Here is an 18,338-nt window from a genome sequence, read left to right on the forward strand (position 1 = left end):
GCCGAATTTTTTCGGCTTTGTGATTTTTTCCCGCCCAAACAAAGCCGGAGGCGACTGCCCCAACAGAACGATCCACCAGCTTCGAGAAATTTTCAGGCGGTACAGTATGAGTTTCTAATGTGCCGACTGTCAATTCACCCGTAGCCTTTGCCTTACGTTCAACAAGACCCCTACCAGCGCAAACAGCAACATGATCAGCATTCCGTTAATGCGCCGCTGGCGGGACGAAACGACCGTCTGTTCGGAAACAGGCACCTTCACATCGATGGCTCCGCGCGCGTCGATCGCCAGCGCATCGACGACGCGGCCATGTGGGTCGACAACGGCCGAGATGCCGTTGTTAGCGGCACGCAACAAAGGCAATCCGTTCTCCACCGCGCGAATCTGGGCCTGCCTGAAATGCTGATACGGTCCCGGCGTGTCGCCGAACCACGCATCATTGGTAACGTTCACAATAAGCTGCGATGACGTAGCGTCAACTGCCACAAGATCGGGAAAGATCACCTCATAACAGATAAATGGCAGGGCACGGATGCCGCTTGGCAGCGTGATGGCGTGACGCTCGTTGCCGGCCGTGAAGTTCATCGGCCCGGCGACGAGCTGTTCGATGCCGAAACGGCCGAGCAGATCGGCAAAAGGCAGATATTCGCCGAACGGCACCAGATGGACCTTGTCCACGGCATCGGCGATTTCGCCCTTGTCGTTGATCGCCACCACGGAATTGTAATAGCGGCTGTCGGCACTGGCCGCCGAGCCGCCCTCCTCGCGCACGACGCCGGCGATCAGCATCTGGCCGTCGCCCAGCATGTCGCCCAGCGCCGTCAGGGCGTCGGGGCGCTCGGTAAAGAGGAACGGCACCGAGGTTTCCGGCCAGAGAATCAGTTGCGGCTTCCCGTGACCCGGATCCGGCGCCTTGGCGGACAGGCCCAGCAAGGTGGCGAAGATGCGGTCGCGCACCGAGGCATCCCACTTTTCCGACAGGTCGACGGCCGGTTGGACGATGCGGACATCGAGTGTGCGGCTCGCGGGCGCGGCCGGGGCGGTGAGCCTGACATAGCCAAAGCCGGCATGGGCGGCCGCGAGCACGACAAACAGTGCGGCGCCGAGCCGAAGATGCCGGCGCGCCGCCAGCAGCGCCGGCAGGGCGAAAACGAAAACCGCGAGCGCGTTCATGCCGATCATGCCGGTCACCGAGACGCTCTGCATCAAAAGCGGTACCGGCATCGCCGCGTAGCCGATGGCATTCCAGGGAAAACCGGTGAACAGGAAGCCGCGCAGCCACTCCGCCAGCGCAAAAGCGAAGGCAAGGGCCGCGATACGGCCGATATCGCTGCTCCACAGCAGCCTGGCGAACATGGTTGCGAAGCCATAGAAAAAAGCGAGCGCGAAGGGAATGCCGACCACCGCGAAGGGAAGCGCCCAGGCAAAGTCGTCGGCCTCGACCAGCAGCGCCGAGCCGATCCACCAGAGCCCGGCGAGAAAATAGCCGAAGCCGAACCACCAGCCGACGGCAAAAGCCGGCCGCAGGCGGCGCAACAGGCTGCCGGAGGCTTCGCCGGTCGCACCGTCGAGCAGCCAGACCAGCAGCGGAAACGAAATGAAACAGGCGGCGAAGAAATCGTAGGGCGCCTGGCCCAGCACCGCCAGCGCCCCGGCGAGAAACGCCACCAGCGCACGCGGCCAACCCCAAAGCAGAATTATCCGGCCGGCAAGGCGCTCCATGCGTATTTCCGAGTCGCGCGAATCAGGAGCCAAGATTTAGCAGGCCGCGCCGCGTGCTCCAAACGCGCGATGAACGCGGCTTTCCGCCGCCCTACCGATGCCAGCCCTCTATGCGCAGGCCAGCCATTTTTTCGGCTTCTTCGCGGGACACCGAACGCGAGGTCTGGGAAAAAGTCCAGACATGGCCTTCGGGATCGCGCGCCCGATACTGGCGCTCGCCATAGAACTGGTCCGTCGGCTCCTGGATTATGGCGGCGCCCGCCGCCCGCGCCTGCTCGCAATGGGCGTCCAGGCCGTCTTTCAGCCTGATATAGACCGACTGCGTGTTCTTGCCGCCGACCGATGCCGGGCTTGCGACATAATCGGCCCATTCGGAATCGACGATGATGTAGCCGTCCCCGAACCGCATCTCGGCATGGACCATTTTCCCATCGGTATCGGTGACCACCATGCTGCGCTCGAAGCCGAAGGCTGCCTCGAGCCAGTCCAGCGCCGCACGCGGGTTCCGGTAGAACACGCCAGAGCCGAGGACCGGATGCTTGAACGGATCCTCGACCGTCATGGCGCCGCGGCTTTTCAGGCCTGTTCGGTGCGCGCCGTGGCGCGCCGGCGGCGCTCGCCCTTCTGGCTCTGCACGATGCGCACGCGCTTGACGCGGCGCGGGTCGGCGTCCAGCACATGGAATTCGAAGCCGGGAATGGCCTGAACCACCTCGCCGCGCGCCGGCACGCGGCCGAGCGTGTTGAAGATCATGCCGCCAATGGTGTCGACATATTCGCCATGCTCGCCGGCGGCGAAATCCTCGCCGATCATCTTGGCGACCTCGTCGATCTCGGCCTTGCCGTCGACGATGAACACGCCGTCGCCGGTCTGGGTGATCATGGGCTCGTCTTCGTCGTGCTCGTCCTCGATGTCGCCGACCACCATCTCGACAATGTCCTCGAGCGAGACGAGGCCGTCCGTGCCGCCATACTCATCGATGACCAGGGCCATTTGCGTGCGCGTCGTCTGCATGCGGGCCATCAGGTCGGAGGCAAGCATCGACGGCGGCACGAACAGGACCTGGCGGATCAGGTTGAGCTCGCCGATGGTACGCGCGAGATCGACCTGGGCAAGATCCAGCTGCGTGGCGATGGGTGTCTTGCGGGTCGTGCGGCCCTTCCTGACGCGCGCCAGCTTGGTGATGTGGGCTAGCACGTCGCGGATATGGACCATGCCGCGCGGGTCGTCGAGCGTCTCGGAATAGACCGGCATGCGGGAATGCCCGGATTGCTCGAACATGCCAAGCAGATCGCCGAGCGTCGTGGTGATCTCGGTCGCTTCGATATCCGCACGCGGCACCATGACGTCCTCGACGCGCACCTCGCGCAGCCGCAGGATGTTGTTGAGCATGGCACGCTCGCCGGGCGAAAAGGATTCGACGTCGCTCGTCGTCTCGGCGAGCGCGCCGGCGATCTCCTCGCGCAGGCTGGTGCCGTTGCGTTGCCGGAACAGGCCCAGCACACGGTTGAACAGGGAGGGACCGGCAGGCGACGGCTCGATGGCGGCGCTGCCGGCGTTGGCACCACCAGAGGTAATAGTACTCGGACTTGATCCCTCTTCCGACGTGTCGGAAGCCTTGATCGCACTGCCGGCATCGGGGCGGGCGGCAGTCTCTGGTTTGTCGTTCATCGTCGTCCGGTCAATTGGTCTTTTTTAGTTACGCGTAGGGATCGGGAATGGCAAGCCTTGCAAGCGCGGCGCGCTCGATGGCTTCCATTTCCTCGGCCTCGACGTCGGTCTCGTGATCATGGCCCATGAGATGCAGCAGGCCATGGATCACGAGATGGGAGATATGGTTCGCGATCGGCTTGTCTTCCAGTACCGCCTCGCGCGCCACGGTTTCGGCGGCGAGCACGACGTCGCCCAGCATCGGCGGCAGTGGGCCGCCTTTTGCAGGCGGAAAAGCCGGGAAAGACAGAACGTTGGTGGGTTTGTCCTTGCCTCGCCAGGCGGCATTCAGCGTGCGAATATGGGCGTCGTCGGAAAAAACGATGCTGAGTTCGGAAAGACCCGTCACGCCGATCTCGGCAAAGGCGGCATCAACCGCGCGATCGACCAACAGCGTCAGGATTGCCTCGTCGGGCCAGTCGCCCGCTTCGACCGATATATCGATCTCGACGGGAACCGGATGGCTCCCGCCGCCGGATGTGTTGTTCTCAGGCATCAAGCCGCATCGTCAAGATCAATTCTCGGCACCGAGGCCACGCGCCAGCTTGGCGTCCCGGTCATAGGCCCTGACGATTTCGGCCACCAGCGGATGGCGAACGACGTCGACATCGTTGAAGCGCACGGTGACCGCGCCCGCTACCCCGTCGAGGACACGCAAGGCTTCGACCAGGCCCGATTTGGTGCTTGGCGGAAGATCGATCTGGGTGGGATCGCCGGTGACGATCATGCGCGAGTTCTCGCCGAGACGGGTGAGAAACATTTTCATCTGCATCGGCGTGGTGTTCTGCGCCTCGTCGAGGATCACCGCGGCATGCGCCAGGGTGCGGCCGCGCATGAAGGCGAGCGGCGCGATCTCGATCACCTCGGCGGCAATGGCGCGCTCGACCTTGTCGGCCGGCATCATGTCATAGAGTGCGTCATAAAGCGGGCGCAAATAGGGATCGACCTTCTCCTTCATGTCGCCCGGCAGGAAGCCCAGCCGTTCGCCAGCCTCGACGGCCGGCCGCGACAGGATGATGCGCTCGACCATGCCGCGCTCGAGCAGCATCGCCGCATGCGCCACCGCCAGATAGGTCTTGCCGGTGCCGGCCGGACCGATGCCGAACACCAGTTCAGACCGCTCCAGCGCCCGCATATAGGCGTCCTGGTTCAGCGAACGGGCATAGATGGTCTTCTTGCGGGTGGCGATCTGGGCGGCGGAGACCTTGCCCTTGCGCTCCAGCGTCGGCAGCGTGAGCTGATCATCGGCGGCGATCGCCATGCGCACGGCGCCGTCGACATCGGACTGGCCGATATCGACGCCCTTCTGCAGGATGCCGTAGAGATTGTCCAAGGCACGGCGCGCCTGTTCGGCCGCGGAAGCCGATCCTTTGATGGTCAGCTGGTTGCCGCGCGAGCGGATATCGACGCCCAGCTTCTGCTCGAGCCGGGCGAGGTTTTCATCGAACTGGCCGTAAAGGGCGCTGGCAAGCTTGTTGTTGTCGAAAGTCAGAACGATGTGCGCCATGTCAGAAGCCCCGGATGCCGGTACCGGGGGCAGATTCTTCAGCTCCGCTGCGCTCAACCGTCTCTCCTCATCTGCCGAGACCATCAGGCCAATTCGGCGAACAGGCTATTGTAGCCCGTCTTCGTGATTCGCACCTTGATAATGTCACCGATTTCACCGGCGTTTTCATCAACAATAACGGGCTGCAGCCAAGGCGAGCGGCCGACCTTCTGGCCGGCCTGACGGCCGGGCTTCTCGATCAGCGTGTCGATGGTGCTACCGACCAGGCTCGAGCCGAAATCCTGCTGTTGTTTCAACAGCAGGGCCTGGAGGCGCTGCAAGCGCTCATCCTTGACCGCTTCCGGCACGTGATCGGGCATGTCGGCGCCCGGCGTGCCGGGACGCGGCGAATATTTGAACGAGAAGGCCGACGCGTAGTTCACCTGGCGCACCAGATCCATGGTCGCCTCGAAATCGGCCTCCGTCTCGCCGGGGAAACCGACGATGAAGTCGCCCGACAGCGCGATATCGGGGCGGGCGGCGCGGATGCGGTCGAGCAGCGCCAGATAGTCCTTGGCCGTATGCCTGCGGTTCATGGCCTTCAGGATACGATCCGACCCGGATTGGACCGGAAGATGCAGATAGGGCATCAGGGCCGTCAGGTCGCGATGCGCCGCGATCAGCTCGTCGTCCATGTCGCGCGGATGGCTGGTCGTGTAACGCAGCCGCGCCAGGCCGGGGATTTCGGCGAGCCTGGACAGCAGCCGGCCAAGGCCCCATTCCTCGCCATTATCGCCCTGGCCATGCCAGGCGTTGACGTTCTGGCCAAGCAGCGTCACCTCGCGCACCCCGGCCTCGACAAGGCGTTCGGCCTCGGCGACGATCTGCGCCACCGGCCGCGACACTTCCGAGCCCCTCGTATAGGGCACGACGCAGAAGGTGCAGAACTTGTCGCAGCCTTCCTGGACGGTGAGGAAGGCGGTGACGCCGCGCTTGATCACCTCGGCGCGCTTGGGTTGCGGCAGATGTTCGAACTTGTCCTCGATGGCGTATTCGGTCTCGACGATCTTTTCGCCGCCGCGAACCCTGGCCAGCACGTCGGGCAGACGGTGATAGGTCTGCGGACCGATGACCAGATCGACGGCCGGCGAACGCCGGATGATCTCAGCGCCCTCGGCCTGCGCCACGCAGCCGGCGACGCCGATCAGCATCTGGCGGCCTGCCTCTGCGCGTTCGGCCTTCATGTCACGGATGCGGCCAAGTTCGGAATAGACCTTTTCGGCCGCTTTTTCCCTGATATGGCAGGTGTTGAGCAGCACCAGATCGGCCTCGCCGATGGCATCGGTCGCGGCATAGCCGTCGGCGGCCAGCGCGTCGGCCATGCGCTGTGAATCATAGACGTTCATCTGGCAGCCATAGGTCTTGATGAAGACCTTCTTCGCCGCCGTGGCGCGCACCGCCGGCTGTCCGGCCACCGTGCCGATGTCGTCGCTTTCAATCGTGTTCAAGTCCATCCGGCGGCTTCTAACGCCTTTCCGTGACAAAAAACAGACGATTCTCGGCATGTGTCGGCCGGCGCATGGCCGGGAGCTAGCGGCTCGGGAGCGGATCGGCGAGGGCGGCCTGCATCATCTCGCGCACCCGGGCTTCCATCAGCCTGGAGGTTTCCTTGCGGTTGGAGCCCTTGGCAAACGCGATCGGTTCGCCGAAATGCACCTCGACGTCGAGCGCACCCTCGGCCATCAGCACCTTGAGATGCGGCATCAGGTCCTCGTCGCCGATCCAGGCCGCGATCGGGCGGTGGCGGCGGCCAAGCGGCACGCCGTGCAGGCGCGTATAGGCGATCGCAACGGGCTGGATGAACACTTCCTGCGCGGCACCTTCCGAGATGGCCATCGAGGCGGCGCCGAACAGCGTGCTCTTGAAGGGCAGGACGACATTGCCGTCACCGGTCGACCCCTCGGCGAACAGCACCATGGCGTCGCCCTTGGCCATGCGATTGGCGATCTCGCTCGCCTGGTCGCCCGAGGAGCGCTTGCGTTCGCGCTCGATGAAGACGGTGCGCTGCAATTTCGACAGCATGCCGATCAGCGGCCAGCCTTCCATGTCGGCCCGGGCGATGAATTTCACATCGGCAAAAGAGCCCAGCACCATGATGTCGGTCCAGGAGATGTGGTTCGAGGCCACCAGCAAGGGGCGTTTGTCGGAGAGTGCGCCCCTGACGTGGATACGCATGCCGAGCGCCCGGATGATCAGCCGATGCCAGATCGTGAGGATGACGGTTTCCGGCCACCAGCCGGTTTTCATCGACAGGATCTGCAGCGGCACGAGAACCAGCGAGCCGGCGACGACGAGGCCCAGCGCCAGGAAAATCCTGATTTTTCCGATCATATGTCCTGGCCCTACCCGATCCCTCGCTAGCGAAGATCGCGGCGCATGACAAGCGCGCCGGTCGGCCCGCGATCGGGCGACTTGTAGTAATCCGGGCGCTTGCCGACTTCCCGAAAACCAAGCCGACGATAGAGGGCGATCGCCGCGGCATTGGTCTCGTCGACCTCGAGGAACAAGGCTTCGGCGCGCTGCGAATGCAGTTCGCGCAACACCGCGTCCATCAACTGCCAGCCCAGTCCCTGGCGGCGATGCGACCGCGCCACCGCGACGGTCAGGATTTCACCCTCGCCCGCGGCCAGGCGGGCGAGGACGAAGCCAACAGGCGGCTTGGCGCCCTGCCCCGTTTCACGCGCGGCATAACCGAACACCGTGTCCTGTTCGAGCAAGGCGGCGAACTCACCGTCGGTCCACGGGCGGACAAAATCCTCGCGGTGCAGCACCGAGACCGCAGGGCTATCGGTGATCCTGAGCGGCTCGAGCGCGTAGTCCCGGCGGCGCGATTGGAGAAAAGGTATGCGCATTAATTTTTTTGCCTCGAAAGTATAAATCCAGCCTGTGGCTTGGCGTCCGCGCCGCGCAAATAGAGCGGTTTCGGCCTTTCGCCCTGCCCCTTTGCGGCAGCAAGCCGGGCGTAGGTGAGAATGTCGGCGGTGGCCGTCCGAGGTCCAATGTCGAAAGGTCGGCCGGCCGATTGAGCAATCAGCGCCGCCGCCGTACCAGCGAGCACCGCGGAATGTTCCGACGCCATGGCCGCCGCGTTGGCAAGCGCGGCCACGGCCGGTCCGTAAGTCAAAACTGACATTTCATCATAAAGCGCGGCATGGATTTCCTCGCGCCCGGCGTCGAGCGCCGCCAGCACGGCGCGTGCCGGAAACGCGGCGGCCGCCTCGGCGGCCAGCGCTTCGAGCGTCGTTACCCCGATTGCCGGGACCTTGAGCGCCAATGCCAGGCCGCGCGCGGTCGAGACACCGACGCGCAGGCCAGTGAAGGAGCCGGGGCCGACGGAGACGGCGATGGCGCCAAGATCGGGATAAGCCAACCCACCTGCCTTCATCGCATCGGCGATCACGGCCATCAGGTGCTCGGCATGGCCTTTGCCGAGATCAAGCACCGAGCGGCCAAGCTCCCGCCCGGACACCGCGTCGTAGACGCAGGCGGCGCAGAGGCTGGCGGCACAGTCGATGGCGAGAACTTTCATGAAACGACCGGTTCTAAAAACCATTCCTGTGCCCGCCACGGCGCGCAACCGCAAGGGTATAGTGCACAATTTGTTAAGCGGCTTCGGTTTGGCCGGCAGGAACGCTTATGCTGCCTCATCTATGCGCAGCATGTGGTTGTCCCAGACATAGTCCGGTTCCGACCGCGTGGCGCCACCGCCTTCGATGATCTCGCCCGAGCCCGTTGTGGCCATGAACCCGGCCCTGTCGGGAGCCACGCCGCAGACGTCGACCAGCGTATTGGAGGACACGACCCGGCCGCTCCCCGCATCGATGACGACCAGCGAATTGCCCTCCGGCGAGGATACGGCAACGGTGCCGGCAACGGGGTTGGCGGCGACCGAGCCGATATAGTTGCGGAAGCCTGACAGCACGTCCCGGGGCATGTCGAGCAAGGCCAGATCCTTGCCACGCGCGGCACGGCCGACCAGCGGCGGACGATCGGTGCCCGGCCCCCGGTACTGGCAACCGAACCAGACGGTGCCGGATCGGTCCGTGTCCATGTGGCGGATCGACAGCTGGTGCAGTGCGGCCGGCAGTTCATGCTTTTCGATGAGATCCCCGGTGATCCGGTCGACCAGCGCATAGGAAGGTTTCATGGTGGCGATGTTGAGCTCGGCGCGGCCATAGTCAGGATGGGTCTCGATGCCGCCATTGGCGACCGCGATCGTCCTGCCGTCGCCCAGGAGCAGAAGTTCGTGCGGCCCCATGCCATAAGTCGGGAATTCGCCAATGCGTTTGAATTTCGCCCTGGTGTCATAGACGCCGACGACGCCGGCGGCGTTGTCGAAATCGTTCTCGGTGGCGTAGAGCAACGCGCCGTCGGGCGAGAACACGCCATGGCCGAAGAAATGCCGGCCGGCGATGCTGGCTATGGTCAGCGGGGCGTCGCGCCCGGTGTGATCGAAAACGACGGCGAAGGTGCCGGGCTGGCGGGCGAAAACCACCGAACGCTTCGATATGGGATCGAAGGTGACGTCATGGCCGCGATCGGGCAGGTCGATCGCATGCAGGAGCTTGCCGGCCTCGGAGAGGACGGCGGCGCCAAAACTGCCGTCGCGCTTGACGAAGGCGGTGGCGAAGACTGCATCCGCCGCAAGCGTGTTCGCCCAGGCTGAGGGCGTCACCGCGGCGGCAAAGCCAATGCCGGCGGCCCTGAGGAAATCGCGGCGATCGATGAGCAATCTCTTCATGCTCAGTCCCCATCCAGCGACGAGAAGCCGGCGGTCAGGCCGAATTCGGCGGTCAGCCTGGTGCCGATCAGGGTCGACAGGCTCGAGGTGATCAGGGCGAAATGCTCGAATTTTTCGCGCAGCGCCGGATCGGCGAGCGCCTTGTCGACCGGACCCTGGACGGCCTTGGCGGTGGCGACGCCGTTGAGCAGCTGGATATGGATCGATTCCGCCATCCAACGCGCGTCCTCGGGCAACGCGTCGCCAAGCTTCGACACCTGGAACAGCGCATCGATGCCGGCCAGATTTCCAGCCAGCGCATTGGCGGTGTTTTGCGAACGCCAGTAGATCGCCTGTTTTGGCTTGTCGGCGTCGGGTCTGACGCCCAGGAAGCCCTTGAGGCGAACATCCCTGACCATTTCCAGCTCGTTGATGAAGACGCCGACGAGTTCGGTCACTGCCTCGTTGCCATCGCGATAGAGCGCATTTTGCGGCCCCGGATTGGCCCAGAGCGCCGCGAAGCCGTCTGGTTTGTCCCAGGCCGCGCTGACGTCGGCGGCGATGGTTTCGATGTTGCCGGCAACGGCCGCGCCATAGGCGCAGCGATAGGGTTCGTCCTTGCCCGTCAAGGTATCGGCACCGTCGCCGTAAAGCACGAATTCCAGCGCGCCGAGCCCCTGCATGGCGACGCTCTTGCCGGCGAGCTGCACCGGATCGGTGGCCGCTGGATCCTTGTCCGACAGCGCCGCCTGTACCTGTTTCAGACCGATGCTCTTGCGGTCCGGCCAGAACAGCATGCGCTCCAGCCGGTTGTTCTCCTTGATCGGCCCGAAACCGATGATCTCGGCCGACGACCAGGCATAGACGGTGGCCGAGAACTCTGCCCGCGCCGCATCAAGCTCCCCTTGCGAGGGTGCCTCGCAGAGCTTGTGCATTGCCTTGGCGAGGGCTTCCGCATGCTGGTGCAGATCTGCATAGGCCGGGCGGACAAAGCCGTCGATCGCGCGCTGGATGACGTCAGAGGCTTTGACCGCGGCCGATGCGGGCAAGGCGCCCAGCACCACAAGCGGAAGAACGAGAACCAGCGCGAAACGCTTCGGCATCAAAGTGACTCCAGGAATTTGACCAATGCATCGCGCTCGGTGGCGCTGGCGGCGGCAAAGCGGTCGCGCGCCTTTCGCGCCTCGCCACCATGCCACAGGATAGCCTCGACCAAAGAGCGCGCACGGCCATCGTGCAGATAGAAGGAATTGCCGTTGACCGTTTCGGTAAGGCCTATGCCCCATAGCGGCGGGGTGCGCCATTCATTGCCGGTCGCCTCGCCCACGGCTTGGCCATCGGCAAGGTCGGGCCCCATGTCGTGCAGCAGGAAATCGGAATACGGCCAGATCAGCTGGAACGCCTGCGCCTTGTCTGGCGCGTCGCGGCGGGTAACGAATTTCGGCGTGTGGCAGGCAACGCAGCCGATTTCGTAAAACACCTTCTTGCCGGCGAGCACATCGGGCGAAGCGAGGTCGCGCCGCGCCGGCACTGCCAGGTTTCGCGAATAGAAGGTGACGAGGTCCATCACCGGCGCCGGTGCCTCGACGGGACCGAGGCGCGCCTGCACGCCGTTAGGCATGGCGAGGCATTTTATCTGCGCGGCGGTGCAGTCACCCCAGTGTTTCGGCTCTTCCGGCGTCGAGATGCCGATATCGCCGGCAAAGGCATCCGCCGCCTGCTGGCGGATCGATGCCGTCTGCGCCTTCCAGCCGAAACGGCCAATCGTCAGCTCGCCGCCCGGGCCATCGCGCACGATGTTCGGCTTGCCGGACACACCATCGCCATCCCTGTCATCCGGGTCGGCATGAGCCAGAATGTCCGCCGGCGCGATCTGCTCGATCAGGCCAAGGCCGATCATCGGCGGCGTCAGGCGCGGCGACAGCGTGGTACGCGGATCGAGCGGCCCGTAGGCAAGGTCGGTGACGGAATAGCTGGGTTTGCGCAGGAAAACCACCGCGCCATCCGTCAGCTCCACCTTACGTTCCTGATATTGGACGCGCATCCTGCCTTCACCCTCGAGGCCAGGGACGGCCAGCTCCTGCAGCTGCGTGCCGTAGACCGGGTCAGGGAGATTGAGCAGCCTGTGGTCTGCGAGCGCCGCTCTCTCTTCCGCGTTGCTGGCATCGCGCGCCAGCCGCAGGAACATCGAGGTGGTACCGACGTCGCCCTGCGGCGGCCGCCCACGGCCATCCTTGAGATGGCAGTTCTGGCAGGCACGTTCGTTGAACAGGGGCCCGAGCCCGTCCGACGCCTGCGTCGAGGATGGCGACGACACCCAGTTCTTGCGAAACAGCGCGTTGCCGAGCTTGAAGGTGCCTTCTTCCTCGAAGGTGATGTTGGCCGAGGATTGCGAGAAGGAATCACGGCTGACCTCCTTCCGCGAGGTGCCGGCGCCACCTTGCATCAACTCGAAGGGTTCGGGCTTGGAGAAATCCGTTGTCGGCCTGGTGACGGCGGTGACGCGCGACTGATCCTTGGCATTGAGATCGGTGCGGCTGGCCGCGAGGCCGGCGGGTTGAAGATCGCCGGCGATCGCGGAGGATGTCAGCGCCAACAGCAAAATAACGCCGCGCCGACCAGCCAATCTGGCTGGCGTTTTCCGGGGGGGCAGCGGGCCCTGGGCCCGCCGCAAGCGGCGCAGGACGTCTAAAGGGCGCCGCATTCCCGCATGTCCTTACTCCGCCTCGTCCGCCGATGCGGCGTTGAGGAGGCCGTATTTCTCCTCGCCTATCGAGGCAAGCAGGTCGAGTTGCGTCTCGAGGAAGTCGATATGGCTTTCCTCGTCGGTGAGCAGTTCCTCGAACAGTTTCATCGTCACGTAGTCGCCCGCTTCCTCGCAGATTTCGCGCGACCGCTTGTAGGCGGTGCGTGCGTCATATTCGCCGGCGAGATCGGATTCGAGCACTTCCTTGACGTTCTGGCCGATGCGCAGCGGCGCCACGGACTGCAGGTTGGGATGGCCTTCAAGGAAGATGATGCGAGCGACGAGCTTGTCGGCGTGGTGCATCTCCTCGATCGATTCGGCGCGTTCCTTCTTGGCCAGCTTGGCGTATCCCCAGTCCTCGAGCAGACGGAAATGCACCCAATATTGATTGACGGCTCCAAGCTCCAGGAACAGAGCCTCGTTAAGCCGCTCGATGATCTGCGGTTCGCCTTTCATGGGTTCTGCTCCCGTATTGGACGCGCAGGCCTCTGACGCGATCCAGGTGTGAAACGATGTCCACGCCGCTCGCCTGCGAGCGGGCGTGGTAGTTCTCGGTGACCCGAATGATCGTTTCCACCACATTTGGGAAGCAGCCGCAACAGCGACCTCGCTTGTGCATGGCGTGATAGACCTTTGCCGGCACGATGAGCTGCCAGGGATCCTGATCCAGCAAGCCGATGATCGTCTGCTCGATCTCCTTCTCGGTGATGATGTTGCAATGGCAGATCAGCATTTCGTCGCTCTGGCTGACGGCGCTCCTATGCGCCGTTTGGCTGGGTGGTAGGGCTTACTTGAACACCTTGTCGGGTGCGTCGAGGCTGTCGGACCCCTCGAAGGCGATGTTGTTCAGCTTCAAGGCGCCGACGGCACGTTCGATCGACTTGGTCTGGTCGATCAATGCGTCGATCGCCGCCTGCACCGTGGCGTTGCCTGCGGTATTGCCTTCGGCGATCTGCTGGTCGTAGGCCTCGCCGGCCAGCGCCCGCGCCTTGATCGCGTCCATCTTGGCGACCGAGATGTCGAGCTTGCCGGTCAGTTCCTGGTCGATCGCCGGATCGGCAGCCTTGACCATGTCGTGCACCGAGGGACCCGAAACGACGGTGCCGTCCAGCCTGGTGTAGCTGGCGAGATAGGCGGCGCGGATACCGACGGCATCATAGAGATGAGAATTGTAGGTGTTGTCGGAGAAGCAGTCATGCTCCTCTTCGGGATCATGCAGCAAGAGGCCGAGCTTCATCCGCTCGCCGGCCAGTTCGCCGTAGGAGAGCGAGCCCATGCCGGTGAAGATCACCGAAATGGCCGTGTTCGGCTCGCCATCGACCAGGTTCTTGCGCGCGGCGCCGTCTTCCTTCCAGTTGCCGACCATCTCCTGCAGGTCGGAAACCAGAAGGGTGCTGGCGGATTTCAGATATTCGGCCCGGCGGTCGCAATTGCCGCCGGTGCAGTTCTTGAGGTCGTAATCGGTGTAGGGGCGCTCGCCGGCGCCCGGGCCGGTGCCATGCAGGTCCTGGCCCCAGAGCAGAAATTCGATGGCGTGATAGCCGGTGGCGACATTGGCCTCGACGCCGCCGGCCTCCTGCAGCGTGCCGGAGAGGAATTCCGGCGACAGCTTCGAGGCGTCGACCTTCTTGCCGTTGATCTCGATCTCCTTGTTGGCGATCACATTGGCCGTGTAGAGCGAATTCGCGTCCGATTCGGTGCCGTAGCTCTTGGCGACATAGTCGATCAGGCCTTCGTCCAGCGGCCAGGAATTCACCTTGCCTTCCCAGTCATCGACGATCTTGTTGCCGAAGCGATAGACCTCGGTCTGCTGGTAGGGCACGCGCGCCGCCTTCCAGGCGTCGCGGGCGGCATTGAGCGTTTCCGCCGACGGGCTGGCAAGCAGTGCGTCGACCGCCTTGTCGAGCGCCTGCGCCGTGGTCAGCGAATCCTCGTATTTGGCAAGCCCGATGTCGGCATAGGTCATGATCACGGCCTTCGTATCGGTCTCCGCCTTGGCCGGCAGCACGAAAACCGCCGCCGTCAACATTGCCGTGGCACCGATCGCAGCCAGCCTGCCGCCATATCGTGCTGTCATCATCACTCTCCAGGTCAAAGGGAATTCGGTAAAAGGCGCGCGCGCCAAACGGTGCCGGGACACAGGCACGCCATGCGGCACTAGGGATGCCGCGCCATTGCGCGGCTCAGGGAAGAAAGACATTAAATGCCTCCAATCGAACGGGTTCAAGGCCCAAACATCAAAGGGATGCGCTGACGCGCGAGCCTCCATAAAGCGACGGCGGCGCCGGAAGTCAACTGGCCAACCACAAAAAAATCAATTGAAACAACAGTTTAGAATTATTCTAAACTAGGATTATCAACTTTAAATCACATCGCCCGCACCTATCGCTGAGGAGGACGAGATTGACAGGAGCCGTTCCGGATGCGACCCGGACAAGGGCTCTCGCGGCGGCGGTGGACAATCGCCAGGTGGCGTCACGTCCTAGATTTGAAACAGGAATTCGGGTTGCGATGAAGAACGGCGTTGTCATTGTCGGTGCGGGTCATGCGGGCGTGCAAGCGGCGGCAAGCCTGCGCGAGGACGGCTATGAAGGGCCGGTGATCCTCGTCGGCGACGAGAGCGAACTGCCCTACCACAAGCCGCCGCTATCGAAGACCTTCATCAAGGACGCCGAGGCAAAGCCGCAACCCTTGCGCGGCGAGGCTTTTTATACCGGCAACACCATCGACTACCGGCCGGGCATCAGGATCGATCGTATCGATACGGCAGGCCGAAAGCTCGAAATTGAAGGCGGTGGCGAGCTTGCGTTCGACCACCTGATCCTGGCGACCGGCTCGCAGCCACGTATCCTGCCGCTGCCAGGCTCCGATCTTGCCGGCGTGCTATCGCTGCGCTCGCTGGCCGACGCGCGGCTGATCCGGGCGTTGAGCGCGCACAGCGAAGATGTCGTCATCCTCGGCGGCGGCTTCATCGGGCTGGAAATCGCCGCGACGCTGCGGGCGGCAGGCCGCACCGTAACGGTTGTCGAGGCCGTCGACCGGCTGCTTGGCCGCGCCGTGGCGCCTGTCGTGGCGAGCCATGTCCGGCAGCGGCTGGAAGCGACCGGCGTGCGCATCCTGACCGGCACCACCGTTGCAAGCCTCCAAGGTGAAAACGGCCACGTCAGCGCCGTCGTCATCTCGTCAGGCGAAATTCTGCCGGCGCGCATGGTCATTGTCGGCATCGGCGCCGTGCCGAACGTCGAACTGGCGCAGGAAGCTGGGCTCATGATCGCCAATGGCATTCGCGTCGATCAGCAGATGCGCAGTTCGGTGCCGCAAATCCTGGCCATCGGCGACGTCGCCTCCTATCGGCACTGGTTCACCGGCGGTGATGTCAGGCTGGAATCGGTGCAGAACGCCACGGACCAGGCGCGACTCGCCGCCCGGACAATTACCGGTCACACCGACGCCTATTCGGCGGTGCCGTGGTTCTGGTCCGACATTGGCGACATGAAGCTGCAGATGGTCGGCCTGACATCAGGAGGCGACAGCCATGTCGTGCTCGGCGACCTGCCCGACAACAAATTCTCGATCTATCACTATGCCGGTGACCGGCTGCTCGGCATCGAATCCGTCAACCGCCCCGGCGACCACATGCTTGGCCGCAAGATGCTCGGCGCCGGCTTCTCGCCAACGCCGCGGATGGTGGCCGGGGGCCCGGAAGAGCTAAAAGCAGCATTGGCTGCGTTTCAGCAGGACGATCCTGCCCGCGCCGCGAGCTAAAAGAAGCCGGGAACCTTGGCAAAACGCCTTGGCGATCTTATCATAAATTGATAATATTTGATAAGATGAAAGGTTGCTCTCATGCCTGCGAGCTATAGCATCGGCCCCCGCTACGAAACATTCGTGCGCGAACTGGTCGAAAGCGGCCGCTATGCCAGCGCCAGCGAAGTCGTGCGCGATAGCCTGCGCTTATTGGAGGAACGCGAGGAGCAGCGCCAAGCGAAACTTGCCGCGCTGCGTGAGGACATCCGCATAGGCGTCGAAAGCGGACCAAGCATTCCGGCCGACAGCGTCTTTGATCGCTTGGAGAAAAAATACAGCGGTGGAACCCGCAAATAATGGCTCTCAGTTTTGCCCCTGCCGCAGTGCAAGACATTGAGGAGATCGGCGATTACATCCATGCTGAAAATCCGGCCGCCGCTTACCGTCTAATATCCGCGCTTCGGGAACGATGTGGCCGCATAGCGAATGCGCCACGTGGGGGCGCACCTCGTTCCGCGCTTTGGCCTGGTCTGCGCTCCGTCGCGTTCCAGAAATATGTGATCTTCTACATCGCTCAAGGCAACGACGTGCGTGTCGAGCGCATCTTGCACGGTGCCCGCGATATCGCGGGCATTTTCGACGAAGGCAAGATGCCCAAAGACATGTGACGCGGAACGCCCGTCCTCGTGGCTCAGGCCGCGCACACCTCTCGGATCGAGCTTTCCAGTATGTCGAGCGCTTCGTTCATCACTTCGTCCTGAATGGTGATCGGGGCCAGGAAACGGATGACGTTGCCGTGGACGCCGCAGGTCAGCAGGATCAGGCCCTTGTCGAGCGCCTTCAGCCGGATGGCGTTGGCGATCTCGGCCGAGGGCAGCCCCTTCTTGACGTCGTTGAACTCGACCGCGTTCATGAAGCCGAGGCCCCTGATGTCGACGATCTCGGGCACGTCGTCGCGGATCGACTGCAGGCGCTGCTTCAGCCGCGCGCCCAGTGTGTTGGCGCGATCACAGAGCTTCTCGTCCTCGATGACGTCGAGCACGGCGTGCGCCGCGGCCACGCCGATCGGGCTGCCGCCATAGGTGCCGCCGAGGCCACCAGGGCCAGGCGCATCCATGATCTCGGCGCGGCCGGTGACCGCCGACAACGGGAAGCCGCCGGCCAGGCTCTTGGCCATGGTGGTGATGTCGGCAGCCACCTCGTGGTGGTCCATGGCGAACATCTTGCCGGTGCGGGCAAAGCCGGTCTGCACCTCATCGGCGATCAGCAGCATGCCATGCTGGTCGCAGAGCTTGCGTAGCGCGGTCAGGAATTCGCGCGGCGCCTCGTAGAAACCGCCCTCGCCCTGCACCGGCTCGACGATGATGGCGGCGACGCGGGCCGGATCGACATCGGCCTTGAACAGCCGGTCGAGCGCGGCCAGTGAATCGGCCACCGACACGCCATGCAGCGGCACCGGGAACGGCGCGTGGTAGACGTCGCCCGGCATGGCGCCGAAGCCGACCTTGTAGGGCACGACCTTGCCGGTCAGCGCCATGCCCATGAAGGTGCGGCCATGGAAGCCGCCGGCAAAGGCGATGACAGCCGGACGGCCGGTGGCGTTGCGGGCGATCTTGATGGCGTTCTCGACGGCTTCAGCGCCGGTGGTGACGAAGATGGTCTTCTTCTCGAACTTGCCGGGCAGCATGGCGTTCAGCCGTTCGGCCAACCTGACATAGCTTTCATAGGGCACGACCTGGTGGCAGGTATGGGTGAAACGGTCGAGCTGCGCCTTGACTGCCTCGATCACCCGGGGATGGCGGTGGCCGGTGTTGACGACGGCGATGCCGGAGGAGAAATCGATGTAGCGGCGGCCCTCGACGTCCCAGATCTCCGAATTCTCGGCCCGATCGGCATATATCTGCGTGGTCATGCCGACGCCGCGCGAGATCGACTGGTTCTTGCGTTCGGAAATGGCGGAGTTCTTCATCATGTCCCTCACCGGGCCATCCCTCATCGAGATGGGGCCCGTTCTGTTTGATGCCGTTGAGTTCCCTTCTGGCCTTATTTCAGATTTTCCTCAAGCCGGCACCATCACCGGGTCGATTGGGCCTGACTTAACCAGCCTGGCGATACGCGTACGAGACCGGTTTCCTTTTTTTCGGGAT

The 18,338-nt window shown here is 63.7% G+C and carries 19 protein-coding genes; 3 read left to right on the top strand and 16 right to left on the bottom strand.

The window, feature by feature from the left end; genetic code table 11:
* Positions 1-129: 129 nt before the first annotated feature.
* From lnt to FJ948_RS16925, 15 genes are all read right to left on the bottom strand, one after another.
* Complete coding sequence (gene lnt, locus FJ948_RS16855; RefSeq protein WP_140706266.1) at positions 130-1,722, bottom strand: apolipoprotein N-acyltransferase; 1,593 nt, start codon at positions 1,720-1,722, stop codon at positions 130-132.
* Between the two features lie 91 nt (positions 1,723-1,813).
* Positions 1,814-2,284 (bottom strand): VOC family protein, encoded by a 471-nt coding sequence (locus FJ948_RS16860; RefSeq protein ID WP_140706268.1) that lies wholly within the window; start codon positions 2,282-2,284, stop codon positions 1,814-1,816.
* 14 nt (positions 2,285-2,298) lie between these two features.
* A complete protein-coding gene (locus FJ948_RS16865) occupies positions 2,299-3,393 on the bottom strand; it encodes a hemolysin family protein (RefSeq protein ID WP_140706270.1) in 1,095 nt (364 codons plus the stop codon).
* A gap of 28 nt (positions 3,394-3,421) precedes the next feature.
* Positions 3,422-3,928, bottom strand: a complete 507-nt coding sequence (gene ybeY / locus FJ948_RS16870) for an rRNA maturation RNase YbeY (RefSeq protein WP_140706272.1) — start codon at positions 3,926-3,928, stop codon at positions 3,422-3,424.
* A gap of 18 nt (positions 3,929-3,946) precedes the next feature.
* A complete protein-coding gene (locus FJ948_RS16875) occupies positions 3,947-4,939 on the bottom strand; it encodes a PhoH family protein (protein ID WP_224536181.1) in 993 nt (330 codons plus the stop codon).
* Between the two features lie 83 nt (positions 4,940-5,022).
* Positions 5,023-6,432: a tRNA (N6-isopentenyl adenosine(37)-C2)-methylthiotransferase MiaB gene (miaB, locus tag FJ948_RS16880; protein ID WP_140706274.1), complete on the bottom strand. Its 1,410-nt coding sequence runs from the start codon at positions 6,430-6,432 to the stop codon at positions 5,023-5,025.
* 76 nt (positions 6,433-6,508) lie between these two features.
* Positions 6,509-7,309 (bottom strand): 1-acyl-sn-glycerol-3-phosphate acyltransferase, encoded by an 801-nt coding sequence (locus tag FJ948_RS16885; RefSeq protein WP_140706275.1) that lies wholly within the window; start codon positions 7,307-7,309, stop codon positions 6,509-6,511.
* 26 nt (positions 7,310-7,335) lie between these two features.
* Entirely contained in the window at positions 7,336-7,830 is a 495-nt protein-coding gene (rimI, locus tag FJ948_RS16890) for a ribosomal protein S18-alanine N-acetyltransferase (RefSeq protein ID WP_140706277.1), read from the bottom strand.
* Positions 7,830-8,507: a tRNA (adenosine(37)-N6)-threonylcarbamoyltransferase complex dimerization subunit type 1 TsaB gene (gene tsaB, locus FJ948_RS16895; protein ID WP_140706279.1), complete on the bottom strand. Its 678-nt coding sequence runs from the start codon at positions 8,505-8,507 to the stop codon at positions 7,830-7,832. Before tsaB ends, rimI begins: the two co-directional genes overlap by 1 nt.
* A 105-nt stretch (positions 8,508-8,612) precedes the next feature.
* Positions 8,613-9,719 (bottom strand): DUF1513 domain-containing protein, encoded by a 1,107-nt coding sequence (locus tag FJ948_RS16900; RefSeq protein WP_140706281.1) that lies wholly within the window; start codon positions 9,717-9,719, stop codon positions 8,613-8,615.
* A gap of 2 nt (positions 9,720-9,721) precedes the next feature.
* Entirely contained in the window at positions 9,722-10,801 is a 1,080-nt protein-coding gene (locus FJ948_RS16905) for an imelysin family protein (RefSeq protein WP_140706283.1), read from the bottom strand.
* Positions 10,801-12,402, bottom strand: coding sequence for a di-heme oxidoredictase family protein (locus tag FJ948_RS16910; RefSeq protein WP_140706284.1), 1,602 nt, complete (start codon positions 12,400-12,402; stop codon positions 10,801-10,803). The genes FJ948_RS16905 and FJ948_RS16910 overlap by 1 nt, the downstream gene beginning before the upstream one ends.
* Before the next feature lie 12 nt (positions 12,403-12,414).
* A complete protein-coding gene (gene bfr, locus FJ948_RS16915) occupies positions 12,415-12,900 on the bottom strand; it encodes a bacterioferritin (protein WP_140706286.1) in 486 nt (161 codons plus the stop codon).
* Positions 12,866-13,177, bottom strand: a complete 312-nt coding sequence (locus FJ948_RS16920) for a (2Fe-2S)-binding protein (RefSeq protein WP_140706288.1) — start codon at positions 13,175-13,177, stop codon at positions 12,866-12,868. Before FJ948_RS16920 ends, bfr begins: the two co-directional genes overlap by 35 nt.
* Positions 13,178-13,231: 54 nt before the next feature.
* The gene (locus tag FJ948_RS16925; RefSeq protein WP_140706597.1) at positions 13,232-14,521 is read right to left on the bottom strand and encodes an imelysin family protein; all 1,290 of its coding nucleotides are present in this window, start codon (positions 14,519-14,521) and stop codon (positions 13,232-13,234) included.
* Positions 14,522-14,955: 434 nt separating this feature from the next.
* On the opposite strand from FJ948_RS16925, the gene FJ948_RS16930 reads away from it, so the two are divergent.
* The 3 genes from FJ948_RS16930 (at position 14,956) to FJ948_RS16940 (ending at position 16,859) form a co-directional block, all read left to right on the top strand.
* Positions 14,956-16,209: an FAD-dependent oxidoreductase gene (locus tag FJ948_RS16930; protein ID WP_140706290.1), complete on the top strand. Its 1,254-nt coding sequence runs from the start codon at positions 14,956-14,958 to the stop codon at positions 16,207-16,209.
* A gap of 81 nt (positions 16,210-16,290) precedes the next feature.
* Positions 16,291-16,548 carry a type II toxin-antitoxin system ParD family antitoxin gene (locus FJ948_RS16935; RefSeq protein WP_140706292.1) on the top strand — a complete coding sequence of 86 codons (258 nt, stop codon included), beginning with the start codon at positions 16,291-16,293 and terminating at the stop codon, positions 16,546-16,548.
* On the top strand, positions 16,548-16,859 hold the full coding sequence (locus tag FJ948_RS16940) for a type II toxin-antitoxin system RelE/ParE family toxin (RefSeq protein ID WP_140706294.1): 312 nt from the start codon (positions 16,548-16,550) through the stop codon (positions 16,857-16,859). The genes FJ948_RS16935 and FJ948_RS16940 overlap by 1 nt, the downstream gene beginning before the upstream one ends.
* 23 nt (positions 16,860-16,882) lie before the next feature.
* Here the strand turns inward: FJ948_RS16940 and FJ948_RS16945 are convergent, their stop codons facing one another.
* Entirely contained in the window at positions 16,883-18,160 is a 1,278-nt protein-coding gene (locus FJ948_RS16945) for a 4-aminobutyrate--2-oxoglutarate transaminase (RefSeq protein ID WP_140706599.1), read from the bottom strand.
* Positions 18,161-18,338 lie beyond the last annotated feature (178 nt).

The organism is Mesorhizobium sp. B2-3-12, from assembly GCF_006442205.1.
In the GTDB taxonomy this organism is placed as follows: Bacteria; Pseudomonadota; Alphaproteobacteria; order Rhizobiales; family Rhizobiaceae; genus Mesorhizobium.